Origin of the sequence: Chromohalobacter sp. 11-W (genome assembly GCF_029889905.1) — a bacterium.
Lineage (GTDB): Bacteria > Pseudomonadota > Gammaproteobacteria > Pseudomonadales > Halomonadaceae > Chromohalobacter.
In genome coordinates this window covers 249,024-263,736 of record NZ_JARANZ010000005.1, presented here as the reverse complement: position 1 = coordinate 263,736, position 14,713 = coordinate 249,024, and the positions used below count along the sequence as shown (strand labels likewise).

Here is a 14,713-nt window from a genome sequence, read left to right as displayed (position 1 = left end):
ACAAGGCCCACCCCGAAAGGTCGGAATGAGCCTCGAAATAGGGAGTACGCAGCTTCAAGCGGCACGTTGCCAAGCCTGAGCGGCGTCGTCCATCATTAGCCATTGCTCGATGTCGTACCATAATGTTTCCAGTAGCAGCTCGAGACTCTCTTCCGAGCAACACATAACGTCTCTCCCGGTAACGTGGCAGGGTGAGTGAAGCCCAGCTTTCAGTATGGCGCTCGTAAGCCAAGTCGCCGAGGTTTTTGGTGACGCTTTGTCACCGCGCGTACGGGTGGGCATCATCGCGCCATCCCGGGGTTGACGCCCGGGGGCGCAGGAGAGAAAGGATTCACGCATGACCGACAAGATCAATGTGGGATTGGTAGGTTACGGTTTCGCCAGCAAGACGTTTCATGCACCGCTTTTGATGGCGGATGACGGCATGACTTTGCAGGCAATTTCCAGCAGCGACGCCGCTAAGGTGACGACCGATTGGCCGCAGGTCGAGGTCGAAGCCAGTGCGGCCGCGCTCTTCGCGCGCGACGATATCGATCTGGTGGTGATCCCCACTCCCAACGATACGCACTACGATCTGGCGAGTGCGGCCCTGTCCGCCGGCAAGCATGTGGTGATCGACAAGCCCTTCACGGTCACCCTCGACGAGGCCGAGTCACTGGTCGAACAAGCCTCGCGGGCAGGCAAATTGCTTTCTGTCTTCCACAACCGGCGTTGGGATGCGGATTTCCTGACCGTGCGGGACCTGCTCGATAGTGGTGATCTGGGGCGTATCGCGCATTTCGAATCGCACTTCGACCGTTACCGTCCCGAGGTCAAGACGCGCTGGCGCGAATCTGCTGCCCCGGGTGGCGGTATCTGGTACGACTTGGGCCCGCATCTCATCGACCAGGTGCTAGTGTTGTTCGGCATGCCCGAAGAGATATCTCTCGATCAGGCCTGCCAGCGTGATGGCGCTCAGGTCGACGATTATTTTCACGCCGTGCTCCGCTATGGGCAGCAGCGGATCATTCTGCATGCTGGCAGTCTGATGGCGGCGCCTGCACCACGCTTCTCCGTGTATGGCACGCATGGCAGCTACGTCAAGCATGGGCTCGACCCGCAAGAGGAGATGCTCAAGCGGGGCGAGCCCCTGCCCACGCTGGAATGGGGCGAAGATCATCAGCATGGGCTGCATACGGTGGCCAATGTGCACGACGCCAGTGCGCGCCCTGAATTGCGGGAAGTGCCTACACGGGCGGGCAATTATCCGGCTTATTACGCGGGCGTTCGCGAGGCGATACGGGGCCAGGGGAAGAACCCCGTGCCGGCGGAGGAAGCCCTGGCGGTAATGCAGGTGCTCGAAGCGGGGCGACGCAGTGCGCAACACGGGTGCTTCGAGAAACTCGAGGCGCATTGAGGCTGTCGAGAAGGCGCTCGGTAGCCGGTTTCTCCTTGCATCATGCGAATACCTTGTCTAGGGTCTGTATAGGGTTGAGCGATAACCTTTTACTCGCGTAACCCACACACTTCACCTGAGTGTGAAGGCGTAAAGGATTAAGGAGGATTCGCATGAAACAGCAACTGACCGCACTGACCTTCGCCACGCTCCTGGCACTGCCCACGGCGGGCGCTTTTGCACAAGATAATTCGGCGCCTGACATCAGTGGTGAAATGGGCTCTGCTAACACTCAAGAAGGTTCCATGAAAGCCGAAGGTGGTACTGCGAGCGGTATGACTGAGGGTAATATGGATGGTGAGAATAGCATCCCTGATGGTGATCAAGAAGGTTTGAGCACTCAAACCGGCTCGGCGAATACCGAACAGGGTGATACTGCTGCTCAAGGTGGCACTGCCGCCTCTCCCGATGCCGATGATGGCCCGGTACCGGAAAGCATGGATGATCCGGAAGACAATCACGGTGTCGATTCCGCGCAGGATGTCGATCCCGAAGAATGATCGCTTTGATGGTCCATAGATTGGGCCACTGTCACGCTAGGAAGCGATACGACGAAGCCCCGCCACGGCGGGGCTTCGTTGCGTTTGGGCGGTGGCTCACCACCACTGTTCGTGGGTGCGCTCGTTACGCAAGCGGTCGCGCGCGATGAACAGGGCGGCGATGGCGCGTCCTTCGTGGAAATCCTCCCGCGCCAACAGGGAGGCGATATCCTCAATAGGATGACGCTCGACGATCAGGGGCTCCGGTTCATCGCCGGGCAAGCGCTTCTCGTACAGGTCGGTGGCGAGCATGACGTGGATGCGGTGGCTCATGTAATTGGGCGCCAGGGAGAGTTCCACCAGTGGTTCGATGCGTTGCGCGCCCATGCCGCATTCTTCCATTAACTCGCGATTGGCCGCACTGACTATGTCCTCGCCGGGATCGACGAGCCCCTTGGGCAAGGTCAGGGCATAATCGTCGAAACCCGCGGCATATTCATGAATCAGCAATACATGCTCCGGGTCCGGCATGGCGACGATCATCACGGCGCCACCGCCATGGCCATTACCGCTGCCCGTGAGGCGCTCAAAAGTGCGCTCAGCGCCGTTGGCGAAGCGCAGCTCGAGCTCTTCAACGGCGAACAGGCGGGTGCGGGCGACTTCACGGCGGTTCAAGAGGCGTGGCTTGGGATGGCCCACGCCGGTGTCTTCGGGCGGTATGCCGCCATCGTGATGGGAAGAAAAGGCCATGGTGTCTCCGTGCGGGTAGCGATCATGCAGCGTACAATAAGAGAGCTTTAGGTTCGATATCCACCCTGGCGGGAGCCCATCATGGTTGACTGGAACGCCATCGACACTGTGCTGCTCGACATGGATGGCACACTGTTGGACTTGCATTTCGACAGCCATTTCTGGCTGGAACACTTGCCGCAGCGCTATGTGGAACTGCACAAGCTGGATGTCCATCACGCCGATACGCTGCGTTCGCGTATCATCGGCGAGCAGGGCACGCTCAACTGGTACAGCCTGGCCTACTGGAGCCGAGAGCTGGGCGTCGATGTGGTCGCGCTCAAGCGTGAGGTACAGCACTTGATCGGCTTGCGTGGCGATGCGCTGGATTTCCTCAAATGGCTCAAGCAGGCGCATCCGCGTGTCGTGCTGGCGACCAACGCCGACCGTGAAAGCCTGGCGCTCAAGTTGCCGCTGACTGGGCTTGAAGGATATCTCGATGCCATCGTCTCGTCGGCGGACGTGGGTGTCGCCAAGGAAGCGCCCGAGTTCTGGTTCGCGTTGCAGGACATCGAACCCTTCGAGCCCGCGCGTACCTTGTTCATCGATGACAACCCTGCGGTATTGGAAAGCGCGCGCGAATACGGTATTCGCTATCTGCTGGGCATCAAGCAGCCCGACAGCCAACGCCCCGAGCGCGAACTTGAAAATTTCATCGCCCTCGAGCGTTTCGCCACGCTCTTGCCGCAGGATATGCCGAGTGCATCGCGCCGTTGATCGCGCCGCATCCCGCCTTGAAAAGTCGCCCTCCGGCGCCCACGTTACACGTCTCGTTCGTGGGGCGTTCTCGCGTATTGAGGCGGCGATGCAGGGAGAAATATGAGCGACACGATCCGTATCGACAAGTGGCTATGGGCGGCACGCTTCTTCAAGACGCGTGGCCTGGCCAAGAAAGCCATTGAAGGTGGCAAGATCCACTACAATGGTGGGCGTGTGAAGACCAGCAAGGCGGTCGAGCTCGGTGCCTTGCTCAAGGTGCCGCAAGGCTGGGACACCCTCGAAGTCGAAGTGACGGGGCTCTCCGGTCAGCGCCGCGGCGCCGCCGAGGCTCGTGAACTCTACCGCGAAACCTCGGCCAGCCAGGCGCGGCGTGAGCGCGAAGCCCAGAATCGGCGCCTGGCCAATCAAAGCATGCAAGGGCCACGTGGCCGCCCCGACAAGAAGCAACGCCGCGCGATTCAGGACTTCCAGCGCCATGGCTTCGATGATTGAATGCCGGCATGGCGCCCCTTTCGGCTTTTCCAACCTGACGACGAACCATCATGACCGACCAGATCCAACGTTTTCTTTTCGACGATACCAACGTGCGCGGCGAAATCGTCAACCTGCAGCAGGCCTACGCCGAGGTGCTCGACAAGCATGCCTATCCTGAGGCCGTAAGCCGTCAGCTCGGCGAGTTGCTGAGCGCCGTGGCGCTGCTCACCGAGACGGTCAAGCTCGATGGCACCGTAAGCCTCGAGGTGCGTGGCCAGGGCTCCGTGCGTTTGCTGATGGCGGAGTCCAATCCCGGGGGCGACCTGCGTGCTATCGCGCGTCTTGACGATGAAGCGGCGCTTCCCGAGGAAAACGCCTCGCTCACGTCCCTGGTCGGCGAGGCGCAGATCGTGATCACGCTCGACCCCCGCGAGGGGCAGCGCTATCAGGGCATCGTCGCCGTCGAGGCCGATAGCCTGGCCGCCTGCCTGGAGGACTACTTCGCACGTTCCGAACAGCTGGCCACTCGCCTGTGGTTGGCGGCCGACGGTCGCCGTGCGGCGGGAATGCTGCTGCAGCAACTGCCCGACGATGAGGCCAATAGCGATCCCGATGCCTGGCAGCGCACCGTGCACCTGGCCACTACGCTGAGTGATGCGGAATTGCTCGATCTCGAGCAACGCGAGCTGCTCCATCGCCTCTTTCATGAGGAACAGACCCGCGTCTTCGACCCCAAGACGCTACGCTTCGGTTGTACCTGTACGCGTGAGCGCATCGCCAATGCGCTGCATGGCTTGGGTGCCGAGGAATTGCGCAGCATCGTGCGCGAACAAGGCGAAGTGGAAACGCAATGCCATTTCTGTCATAGCCATTACCGTTTCAGTGCCGCCGATATCGAGGCGCTGATCGAGTCGCCGGGCGCAGGCGCCCCGACCCTGCATTGATCTGACGCGCGTCATGCCCAAGTGCGCGCGGTGTCATTACCGTGCTGGTGACGTTTTCCGCGCAGAGCCTTTTTGCCATAATGACGGCCCCTCAGTCTCGCCTTGTCCTCACAAGAGGCAATCCATTGTCCGGGTGGCCCTGGCGAGTAAGCATCGGTTAACGAGAGAGAAACGCCCTTCGGGGCTCAGGACACGATAATGACCACGACCCCAGCCGCCTCCCCGGCAAACCACGAGGCACGTCCCGTGCAGACCCATACCAATCTGAGCAGCGCTGCGTTGATCGAGCATGCCATCGCGCGCGGCGAAGGCCATCTCGCCGACAACGGTGCCTTCGTGGCGAACACTGGACGGCGGACCGGCCGCTCACCCCAGGATCGGTTCATCGTCAAGGAGCCTTCCACGGCGGACTTGATCGAATGGGGAGGCGTCAATCAGCCGTTCGACGCCGAGCGTTTCGATGCCTTGTGGGAGCGTGTCGAGGACTATCTGGCCGAGGGCGACAACTTCGTTTCGGAGCTGCACGTCGGTGCCGATCCCGAGTATTACCTGCCGATTCGTGTCACCACCGAAACCGCTTGGCACAACCTCTTCGGGCGGACCCTGTTCGTGCGTCCCGAAGGCTACAACCCCAAGGGCAAGAGCGAGTGGACCATCCTCAATGCGCCGCATTTCGAGTGCGTGCCCGAGCGTGACGGTACGAATTCCGACGGCACGGTGATCCTCAATTTCGCCCGGCGCCGTGTGCTGATCGCCGGCATGCGCTACGCCGGCGAGATGAAGAAGGCCATGTTCTCGGTGCAAAACTTCCTGTTGCCCGAGAAAGACGTGCTGCCCATGCACTGCAGCGCCAACGTTGGTGAGGATGGCGAAACCACGCTGTTCTTCGGTCTCTCGGGCACCGGCAAGACCACGCTCTCCGCGGACCCCGAACGCTACCTGATCGGTGACGACGAGCATGGCTGGGGCGAGGGCACCGTGTTCAACCTGGAAGGCGGCTGCTACGCCAAGTGCATCGACCTCTCGGAGAAGAATGAGCCGCTCATCTGGAAGGCCATTCGCTTCGGTACGGTGCTCGAGAACGTGGTCCTCGACGAGTGCCGTCATCCCGACTATAGCGATGATGGCCTGACCCAGAATTCCCGCGCCGCTTATCCGCTCGAGCACATCGACAAGCGCGTGCCCGAGAACCTGGCCGGCGAGCCCAATGCGATCATCTTTTTGACCTGTGATATGAGCGGGGTGCTGCCGCCGGTCTCGCTGTTGTCCAAGGAAGCTGCCGCCTATCACTTCCTGTCCGGCTATACCGCCAAGGTGGGTTCCACCGAAATGGGGGCGTCCGAGGGGCTGGAAGCGACGTTCTCGACCTGCTTCGGTGCGCCGTTCTTCCCGCGTCCGGCGCGCGAGTACGCCGATCTGCTGGTCAAGCGCGTCGAGGCGTTCGAGTCGCGCGTGTATCTGGTCAACACCGGCTGGACCGGTGGCGCCTACGGCGAAGGTGGCTCACGCTTCAGCATCCCCACCACGCGTGCCATCATCGCGGCGATCCAGGACGGTGTTCTCAAGGACGTCGAGACGCGTCACATCGAAGGGTTGAACCTGGACGTTCCGGTGGCCGTGCCGGGCGTCGACGCGACACTGCTCGATCCGCGTCAGGCGTGGCCGGACAGCGCCGACTACGAACGTCACATGAAGGCGTTGGCGGATAAATTCATCGCTAACTTCGCCAAGTTCGACGGCGTCGACGAAGATATTGTTGCCGCCGGTCCTGCGCTTCCCTGACGGAGCGAACCATTCAGTAGAATTCGCCTCTAACGGGGAGAGTCGGCCATCGGCTCTCCCCGTTATGTATTGCAAGGAGGGAACGTCATGCATCGCCGTCGTTTTTTGGGCTGGTTGGGTGTCGCGGGAATTCTGAGCGCAGTGCCGAGCGTCGTCTTGGCACGCCCCAAGTTGTCGCTGGAGCGGGGCGCGGACGTCGAGGAGCTCACGCTTGATGACGCCGAGTGGCGCGAGCGACTCAGCGAAGAGCGCTATCGTGTCCTGCGTGAGGCCGATACCGAGCCGGCGGGTAGCAGTCCGCTCGACAAGGAAACGCGCGCCGGTGAATATCGCTGTGCCGGTTGTGACTTGCCGCTTTTCTCCTCGCGCACCAAGTATGACTCCGGCACGGGCTGGCCGAGCTTCTTCGACCACATCGAAGGCCACCTGCTGACAGAGCTGGACTTCGTGTTGCTGATTCCGCGTACCGAGTATCACTGCGCGCGCTGCGGCGGGCATCAGGGCCACGTCTTCGAGGACGGTCCCGAGCCGACCGGCCTGCGCTGGTGCAACAATGGCCTGGCGCTGCGGTTCGTGCCCGATGAGGCAGGGTAAGAACGCGCCATCTGCGTCGCGCCGGCGGTTGTGATACCTTGTCGCCACTTCTGTGACAGGTCGTTTTCGACAAACGGCTTTCGACATGACGGCCCGCGTTATCGCGGGCCGAGGTTTTGCCGAGCGTCTCGCGCCCGGCCCGGAGAACGTCAAGGACATCATGGACGCCAATCTCAAGATCGTTTCTCGGCTCGCCGAAGAACTCGCCGTTCGTTCCCAGCAGATCAGTGCTGCTGTGGCGCTGCTCGACGACGGCGCTACCGTGCCCTTCATCTCTCGTTACCGTAAGGAAGTCACCGGCGGGCTGGATGACATTCAACTACGCACGCTGGAAGAGCGTCTGCGCTATTTGCGTGAGCTGGAGGAACGCCGTGTCGCGGTGCTTGCCAGCATCGACGAACAGGGCAAATTGACCGACGCTCTGGCGGCATTGATCCAGGCTGCCGATACCAAGCAGCGCCTCGAGGATCTGTATCTGCCCTATAAGAAGAAGCGCCGCACTAAAGCGCAGATCGCCCGTGAGGCAGGGCTCGAACCGCTGGCCGAGGCGTTGTTGGCCGATCCCGGTCTCGACCCCGAGACCGAAGCCGCAAAATATGTTCGCGCCGCTGAAGGCGATACGCCCGCCATCGAGGACGCTAAGGCTGCCTTGGATGGCGCCAAACAGATCCTCATGGAACAGTTCAGCGAAGATCCCGATCTGGTGGGGCAACTGCGCGAGCGGTTGTGGAGCGAGGGGCAACTTGTCTCGCGCGTGATGAGTGGCAAGGAGCAGGAAGGCGCGAAGTTTTCCGATTACTTCGAACACGACGAATTGTTCGCCAAGGCGCCTTCGCATCGTGCGCTGGCCATGTTCCGGGGCCGCAACGAGGGCGTGCTGTCGTTAGCGATTCGTCTGCCGGGCGAGGAAGATGCGGAGATTCACCCTGCCGAGGTCGCCATTGCCAAGCACGTCGGCGTGGCACTCACCGCCACGCAGCCGGCCTCGCGTTGGCTCAAGGAAGTGGTGCGCTGGACCTGGCGGGTCAAGCTTTACACCCACCTCGAGACCGAGTTGATGAGCCGCTTGCGCGAACGCGCCGAGCGCGAGGCCATCGAGGTATTCGCCGCCAACCTCAAGGATCTGTTGTTGGCGGCGCCCGCTGGGGCGAAGGCTACCCTGGCCATCGACCCGGGGCTGCGTACCGGCTGCAAGGTAGTGGTCGTCGACGCGACCGGCAAGTATCTGGAAGATACGGTGATTTACCCACATGCGCCGCAGAAGCGCTGGGATCAGTCCCTGGCCACGCTGGCGGGGCTGGTCGACAAGCATGACGTGGCTCTGGTCGCGGTGGGCAACGGTACCGCCAGCCGCGAGACCGACAAACTCGCCGGCGAGGTGGTCAAGCGGGTGTCGCGGCCGCTTGCCAAGGTCATGGTCAGCGAGGCGGGCGCCTCGGTGTATTCGGCTTCAGAACTCGCCTCGCGCGAATTCCCGCAGCTCGATGTCACCGTGCGCGGCGCGATCTCCATCGCCCGGCGCTTGCAGGACCCGCTCGCCGAGCTGGTCAAGATCGAGCCCAAGTCCATCGGCGTCGGCCAGTACCAGCACGATGTTTCCCAGGTCCAGCTCTCGCGCAGTCTGGAGGCGGTCATCGAGGACTGCGTCAACGCCGTGGGGGTCGAGCTCAACACTGCGTCCGGCGCCTTGCTGTCACGTGTTTCCGGTCTCAACCCGACGCTGGCCGAAAACATCGTTGCCCAGCGCGATGCGAAGGGGCGCTTCACGTCGCGTCGCGAGTTGCTGGATGTCAGCCGGCTGGGGCCCAAGACCTTCGAACAGTGCGCGGGGTTCTTGCGTATCGCGGACGGCGACAACCCTCTCGACGCCAGTGCCGTGCACCCCGAGGCCTACACGGTGGTCAATCGCATCGCCCAGCGCCATGAGCGTGACCTGGCCGGCGTGGTCGGCGATAGCGGCTTCCTCAAGTCGCTCAATCCGGCCGATTACGTCGATGATACCTTCGGTTTGCCTACCATCAGCGATATTCTCAAGGAACTCGACAAGCCCGGTCGCGACCCGCGCCCCGAGTTCAAGGCCGCCGAGTTCCGCGAAGGCGTGGAAACCCTCAAGGATCTCGAGCCAGGGATGATCCTCGAGGGCAGCGTGACCAACGTCACGCACTTCGGGGCGTTCGTGGATATCGGCGTTCATCAGGATGGCCTGGTGCATATCTCGGCACTCTCCGAGAAGTTCGTCGAGGATCCGCGTCAGGTGGTCAAGGCCGGCGATATCGTCAAAGTGAAGGTCATGCAAGTGGATCTCGAGCGCGCCCGGATCGGGTTGTCCATGCGCATGGGCGATGCGCCGAGTGATGCCTCGCGCAGCGACGAACCGCGTCGCTCACGCGGCCAGCGTGGCGGGGGCGGCAAGCGTGATTCGCAACCGGCGAGCGAAGGTCTCGGTGCACTCGGCGAAGCGTTGGCGAAGGCACGTCGCCAATCGTGAAACGCCTCGTGCGCGCGATTTGCCTTGAAAGGTGGCCGGTCGCCTCCATAATGGTTTTTTAATGCGGCGCGCTCAGGGGCCCGATGATCCGCCGGGGTTGCCCCGGCGATGTTTCCGTTAGCCGCACACATGAGATCGTCCGGCGATGCCGGCAAGCCACGATCCACCGGTGACACCAGGGGAAAAGCCGCGCTTTTCCCAGACGTGAGGGAATTTATCTTGTCCGAAACACTCGCCACCGCCATTCAGCGCATGCATGGGCTGGCTCGCCAAGGGCGATTCGGCCGCTTGCGCCGCGGCATCGAGAAAGAAGGCTTGCGCGTCGATGGCGCCGGGCGCATCGCCCAAACGCCCCATCCCCATGCCCTGGGCTCCAAGCTCGCGCATCCTTATATCACCACCGATTACTCGGAAGCATTGCTCGAGTACATTACGCCGGTCTACTGTCGCCCCGACGACGCCTTGGCGTTTCTCGGTGATCTGCTGCGCTACAGCTATCGGCAGCTCGGCGACGAGTTGATCTGGCCGGCAAGCATGCCGAGCCGCCTGGATGGCAACGACAGCGTGACCATCGCCGATTACGGCACCTCCAATGTCGGCACCATGAAATACGTCTACCGCAAGGGGCTCGACGTTCGTTATGGGCGCATCATGCAGTCCATCGCCGGTGTTCACTACAACGTCTCGCTGCCCGAGAATCTGTGGCCGATGCTGCGTGAGCTCGAAGGCCGCGATGGCGAGAACCTGGAGGGCTATCGCTCCAGCCGCTATTTCGACCTGATCCGCAACTTCCGGCGTCATAGCTGGTTGCTGCTGTACCTGTTCGGAGCGTCGCCGGCGCTGGATCGCAGCTTTCTGACCGGTCCGGCACCAGATCATCTCGAAGCGCTGGGCGAGCACACACTGGCGGGACGTTACGCCACGAGCTTGCGTATGTCCGATCTGGGCTACCAGAACAAGGTGCAGGAGCAGCTCAAGATCTGCTTCAACTCGTTGTCCAACTACGTGGGCACGCTACGCCATGCGATCAGCACGCCGTGGCCGGACTATCAGCGTTTCGGCGTCAATGTCGATGGCGATTGGCGCCAACTCAACGCCAATATCCTGCAGATCGAGAACGAGTATTACAGCGATATCCGCCCCAAGCGAGTGGCGCGTCACGACGAGACGCCCACCCAGGCGCTGGAGGCACGCGGTGTCGAATACATCGAGGTGCGCTGTCTGGATCTCGATCCTTTCACGCCGTTGGGTATCGACGAAACGCAGATGCGCTTTTTAGATACCTTTCTGATGTGGTGTCTGCTCTCCGAGAGCCCGTGGATTCCCGACGAGGAATGCGACCGCCTCGACGACAACCGCCGCTTGGTAGTGGAGCGCGGCCGTGATCCTGAACTCAAGCTGAGTGTCGGCGATCGCCAGCGCTATTTGCGCGACTGGAGCCACGACATCTTCGCCGAGCTTGAAGGCGTCGCCGAGCTGCTCGACACCAATGAGGAGGGTACGCCGCATCGCGACGCCCTCGCGGCGCTTGCACCGCGCCTCGATGACCCCGAACTGACGCCGTCCGGCCAGCTTTATGCCCAACTGGTCAACGAGGGCATCGAATATCTCGACCAGGCGCGTGCCTTGGCCGAGCAGCAGGCCGCCGAGCTGCGTGAAGCGCCCATGGATCGCGCGCGCCAGGCGTTGTTCGAGCAGCTCGTCGAGACCTCGCATCAGCAGCAAGGCGATATCGAACGCGCCGATCACGAGGATTTCGAGACTTTTCTGGCGCATTATTTCGAGCGCGCGGGTAAACCTCTCAGCGTCGCGTGAGTCGAAGCGTTGTCCAAGGCCTGTGCCGCACCTGCGGCACAGGCTTTTTCATGAGCGAAGCAAAGACCCAACACGACACTAGTCGGATTGCCTGAGGAGACGTGACGATGATTACCCGATTGGCCGCGATGAACGTGCGTCGAGGCTGCTTGCTGGGCCTGGCGATGTGCGTGCTGATGATGGGCGTGGCCTTGGTATTGCAATATGTCTATGGGTTGACGCCTTGTCCGCTGTGTATCGGGCAGCGTATTGCGGTCTTGCTTGCGGCGCTCGTCTTCGCCGTGGGCGCGGTGCACAATCCTGCAGGACGTGTCGGGCGCGGCGTTTATGCCGGCTTGGGCGCCCTGGCTGCGGCACTGGGCGTGGCGGTTGCCGCGCGCCATGTGTGGTTGCAGTCGCTGCCCGCGGAAAGTGTGCCCAGTTGCGGTCCAGGACTGGACTACATGATGGAAGTGCTGCCATTGTGGGGCGTAATCTCGCGAGTGCTTTCCGGCTCGGGAGAGTGCGCCGAGATACACGGCTTGCTGTTGGGCATGTCGATCCCGCAATGGACGCTGGTGGGATTCGCCGTGCTGCTACTGATTCCGCTGGGCATGCTGGCCGGTATCGTGATTCGCCGCCGTTGAGGGGCGGGAAGGCGGCAGGAGAGCCGCCTTCCTCAATGTCAGGGAGTGGCCCGCGCGGCCATGACAGGAGAGGTTCATCATGCTGGAAGATACCAAGACGGCCCTCGAGCGTTGGGGTGGTGTTCACACGCTCATCGACCGTTGGCTACAACAACGCTATGACATGCTGGTGACGCTGATGGAGCTGCGCGAGGCCTGCGACGCGGAACTGGAATCCGTTTCCAAGGCGCGTATCGATGCCTTCAGCGAAGCCTTGATGGACTATATCAGCGGTGGTCATTTCGAAGTCTATCCGAAGCTGCGCGACGAGGCGGTGGCGTTCGACGACCGAGACGCCCTGGTCCTGGCCGATCGTCTGCTCGCACGGCTTGAGATGTCTACGCAAATGGTGCTTGAGTTCGACAATGACTATTCGACGCCGACGCGTTGTCAGCATTACGTGACGCGTCTGCCGGCCTGGCTCGAGCGCCTGAGCAAGGCCCTGACCGAGCGCTTCGCGCTCGAGGATCAACTCATCGCACGCTTGCATGCCGCGCATGCGCCATCTTCCGGCGTCGGCGACTCCCCCGCACCGCGCGCCTTGTCGTAAGCCGGGCCGTTTCGGCTGATGCCGTTTGGCATCAGCCGTCGGGCAGTCAATCGTCCTCAAGGAAGTACGTGGTGCTGCCGTCGACGCCCAGTTGCGCGATGCTGGCCGGGCGGCCTTGCGCATCCAAGGTGACCAGTCCGATGCCGGCTTGATTCCACAGTCGCTCGCCGTGGCTGGCCCCTTGTGGGTAGCGTGGGCGAATGTGCATGGGTCGACGCTTGGTGAACCAGTTAAGCGGCGACGCCGGTGCATACAGCCAGCGGTTGAGACGGTCGAGTACATCCAGTAAACGTGTGGGAAACTCGTTCTTGAGCCCGCTGCTGGTAATCTGCCAGAGGCGTGGGCCGCGCTGGCGGTGGCGAACCTCGATATCGTAGACAAAGGAATAATGCACGTCGCCGGAGAGGATCACGTAATTGCCGGGGGTGCGGGTATGGCGAAAGATATTGAGCATGACGCTGGCCGCGCCGCGATGGGCCATCCAGTTTTCCGCATCCACCAGCAGCGGTTTGCCCGCCAGCGTGAATAACCTCTGTATCCCCTCGATTAACTTCACCCCGAACATCGGTGCCGGCGAGACGATGATCACCGAATGTTGTCCGAGCAGTGTCTGCTGGAGTTCGCTCAAGGCTTCCCAGTCCATCAGTCCCGAAGGGTGGTGGCGGTGCCGCTCACTGCGCCAGCGTTGTGTGCGGGTGTCGAGCACCACTAGAGGCGGCGTGGAGGGAAGCTGATAATGCCAATGGTCGAAATCATGAAGACGCTCGATAAGAGCATCTTGGGTTCGGCAGTCGAGGCGCCCCTCAAGGTCGCGTTGCTCGAATAACGCCGTCAGCGTGGGCCATAGCGAGCGAAAGGCGTCGGGGTCGTTGCCCCATCCCTGGCATAGCAGATACCCCAGCAAGGCATTGCCGATGATACGTCGCGAAAATGGGTGGCCGTAGGCGGTTTCTTCCCAGGCGGCGGATAGGTTCCAATCGTCGGTAATGTCATGATCGTCGAAGATCATCAGTGTGGGTAGGTGTGCCATCACGCGAGCGGCGAGCGGCAGGCCTTCGCGAAAAGCTGCGATGATCGAGGCCTCGGCGTCGAAGGTCTCGGCCAGAGAATCGTCGAGCGCGGGGCGTTTGATCTCGATCAGCGACCAGGGCGTTGGTGACCACGTCAGTAGGTACATGGCCATGACCTCAGCCAGCGTGATCAAGTGATTGTGCGCGCTGCTGGTGGTGAAAACAGGTTTGCGGACACCGCCGAAGAAGCGCTCACGCAGCTTGTCGTTGGCCTCGAATGCAGGCAGCAAGTGCTCCCGGCGATAATACGTATCGGGGTGCGTGTAGAGGCTGTCCGCATCCTCGACCACGGCGCCTTGCACACATTCGCCGAACAACCCGAGCCGTTGAATGAGCGCGTGGATGGCAACCAGCATCGGGCCGGCGACATCATCGGCATAGATCTGATCGCCCGTCAGCAAGAGTGCTGCGGGCATGCGTTCGAAGCTGTTGCGCGAGGCCGCGACATGCTCGTCGGCGCGTACCAGGCCATCTTCGGATGGATGGTGCGGTTTGCGACATGAGCCGTGGAGCAGCAAATCGAAACGCGAGCGCAATACGAAGCAGGGGCGGTCGGCATCGTCATACAGGAGGTGAGGCGCCCAGTCGGCGATGCCTTGCGTGGCATCGGCGGTTTCCTCGGCTACGCGCAGATCGTAACCAATCGGACGCTCGTAAGGCAGCGGCGCGGTAAGTGGCACATCGATGAGATGCAGCCATGCATGTTCGCCTACCGGTATGCGCCTGCACAGCGAGCTATCCAGTGCGAAACGCTGGCTCGGCGACTCAGCATCATCGACATGCAAGGTTAATGTCAGGTCGAGCGGGCGCGACCCGACGAGCCAGATCACCAGGCGGTCGGGCAATGCGCGGCGCAGGATGGGACCGGCGAGAACGTCAGGTAAAGAGGCGGAAGACTGCTTCATGGA

General features: G+C 61.9%; 13 protein-coding genes. 11 read left to right on the top strand and 2 right to left on the bottom strand.

The features are described from left to right. The first annotated feature begins 337 nt into the window (after window positions 1–337). Window positions 338–1,396 (top strand): oxidoreductase, encoded by a 1,059-nt coding sequence (locus tag OP494_RS09375; RefSeq protein ID WP_280540466.1) that lies wholly within the window; start codon window positions 338–340, stop codon window positions 1,394–1,396. A 152-nt stretch (window positions 1,397–1,548) separates the two neighbouring features. Then, window positions 1,549–1,935 carry a hypothetical protein gene (locus OP494_RS09370; protein ID WP_280540465.1) on the top strand — a complete coding sequence of 129 codons (387 nt, stop codon included), beginning with the start codon at window positions 1,549–1,551 and terminating at the stop codon, window positions 1,933–1,935. Between the two features lie 96 nt (window positions 1,936–2,031). On the opposite strand, the gene nudE is transcribed toward OP494_RS09370, so the two are convergent. Beyond that, window positions 2,032–2,664, bottom strand: a complete 633-nt coding sequence (gene nudE / locus OP494_RS09365; RefSeq protein ID WP_280540464.1) for an ADP compounds hydrolase NudE — start codon at window positions 2,662–2,664, stop codon at window positions 2,032–2,034. Between the two features lie 81 nt (window positions 2,665–2,745). On the opposite strand from nudE, the gene yrfG reads away from it, so the two are divergent. The 9 genes from yrfG to rsd all read left to right on the top strand — a co-directional run bounded on the left by yrfG (window position 2,746) and on the right by rsd (window position 12,735). Next, window positions 2,746–3,420: a GMP/IMP nucleotidase gene (yrfG, locus tag OP494_RS09360; protein WP_280540463.1), complete on the top strand. Its 675-nt coding sequence runs from the start codon at window positions 2,746–2,748 to the stop codon at window positions 3,418–3,420. A gap of 102 nt (window positions 3,421–3,522) precedes the next feature. Next, window positions 3,523–3,915 carry a S4 domain-containing protein gene (locus tag OP494_RS09355; protein WP_280540462.1) on the top strand — a complete coding sequence of 131 codons (393 nt, stop codon included), beginning with the start codon at window positions 3,523–3,525 and terminating at the stop codon, window positions 3,913–3,915. Window positions 3,916–3,965: 50 nt separating this feature from the next. Then, a complete protein-coding gene (hslO, locus tag OP494_RS09350) occupies window positions 3,966–4,841 on the top strand; it encodes an Hsp33 family molecular chaperone HslO (RefSeq protein ID WP_280540461.1) in 876 nt (291 codons plus the stop codon). 198 nt (window positions 4,842–5,039) lie between these two features. Further along, window positions 5,040–6,623, top strand: a complete 1,584-nt coding sequence (locus OP494_RS09345; protein WP_280540460.1) for a phosphoenolpyruvate carboxykinase — start codon at window positions 5,040–5,042, stop codon at window positions 6,621–6,623. Window positions 6,624–6,710: 87 nt separating this feature from the next. Then, window positions 6,711–7,217 carry a peptide-methionine (R)-S-oxide reductase MsrB gene (gene msrB, locus OP494_RS09340; protein ID WP_280540459.1) on the top strand — a complete coding sequence of 169 codons (507 nt, stop codon included), beginning with the start codon at window positions 6,711–6,713 and terminating at the stop codon, window positions 7,215–7,217. 160 nt (window positions 7,218–7,377) lie between these two features. Continuing rightward, window positions 7,378–9,705: a Tex family protein gene (locus OP494_RS09335; RefSeq protein WP_280540514.1), complete on the top strand. Its 2,328-nt coding sequence runs from the start codon at window positions 7,378–7,380 to the stop codon at window positions 9,703–9,705. A gap of 252 nt (window positions 9,706–9,957) precedes the next feature. Further along, complete coding sequence (gshA, locus tag OP494_RS09330) at window positions 9,958–11,520, top strand: glutamate--cysteine ligase (RefSeq protein WP_280540513.1); 1,563 nt, start codon at window positions 9,958–9,960, stop codon at window positions 11,518–11,520. A 107-nt stretch (window positions 11,521–11,627) separates the two neighbouring features. Further along, the gene (locus OP494_RS09325; protein WP_280540458.1) at window positions 11,628–12,146 is read left to right on the top strand and encodes a disulfide bond formation protein B; all 519 of its coding nucleotides are present in this window, start codon (window positions 11,628–11,630) and stop codon (window positions 12,144–12,146) included. 79 nt (window positions 12,147–12,225) lie between these two features. Next, window positions 12,226–12,735 (top strand): sigma D regulator, encoded by a 510-nt coding sequence (gene rsd, locus OP494_RS09320; protein WP_280540457.1) that lies wholly within the window; start codon window positions 12,226–12,228, stop codon window positions 12,733–12,735. A 46-nt stretch (window positions 12,736–12,781) separates the two neighbouring features. On the opposite strand, the gene OP494_RS09315 is transcribed toward rsd, so the two are convergent. Next, window positions 12,782–14,710 carry an alkaline phosphatase D family protein gene (locus OP494_RS09315; protein ID WP_280540456.1) on the bottom strand — a complete coding sequence of 643 codons (1,929 nt, stop codon included), beginning with the start codon at window positions 14,708–14,710 and terminating at the stop codon, window positions 12,782–12,784. Window positions 14,711–14,713: the final 3 nt, after the last annotated feature.

Coding starts and splice junctions, on each gene's coding strand:
- OP494_RS09375 (WP_280540466.1), top strand. CDS start 338: ATGACCGACAAGATCAATGTGGGATTGGTAGGTTACGGTTTCGCCAGC.
- OP494_RS09370 (WP_280540465.1), top strand. CDS start 1,549: ATGAAACAGCAACTGACCGCACTGACCTTCGCCACGCTCCTGGCACTG.
- nudE (WP_280540464.1), bottom strand. CDS start 2,664: ATGGCCTTTTCTTCCCATCACGATGGCGGCATACCGCCCGAAGACACC.
- yrfG (WP_280540463.1), top strand. CDS start 2,746: ATGGTTGACTGGAACGCCATCGACACTGTGCTGCTCGACATGGATGGC.
- OP494_RS09355 (WP_280540462.1), top strand. CDS start 3,523: ATGAGCGACACGATCCGTATCGACAAGTGGCTATGGGCGGCACGCTTC.
- hslO (WP_280540461.1), top strand. CDS start 3,966: ATGACCGACCAGATCCAACGTTTTCTTTTCGACGATACCAACGTGCGC.
- OP494_RS09345 (WP_280540460.1), top strand. CDS start 5,040: ATGACCACGACCCCAGCCGCCTCCCCGGCAAACCACGAGGCACGTCCC.
- msrB (WP_280540459.1), top strand. CDS start 6,711: ATGCATCGCCGTCGTTTTTTGGGCTGGTTGGGTGTCGCGGGAATTCTG.
- OP494_RS09335 (WP_280540514.1), top strand. CDS start 7,378: ATGGACGCCAATCTCAAGATCGTTTCTCGGCTCGCCGAAGAACTCGCC.
- gshA (WP_280540513.1), top strand. CDS start 9,958: ATGCATGGGCTGGCTCGCCAAGGGCGATTCGGCCGCTTGCGCCGCGGC.
- OP494_RS09325 (WP_280540458.1), top strand. CDS start 11,628: ATGATTACCCGATTGGCCGCGATGAACGTGCGTCGAGGCTGCTTGCTG.
- rsd (WP_280540457.1), top strand. CDS start 12,226: ATGCTGGAAGATACCAAGACGGCCCTCGAGCGTTGGGGTGGTGTTCAC.
- OP494_RS09315 (WP_280540456.1), bottom strand. CDS start 14,710: ATGAAGCAGTCTTCCGCCTCTTTACCTGACGTTCTCGCCGGTCCCATC.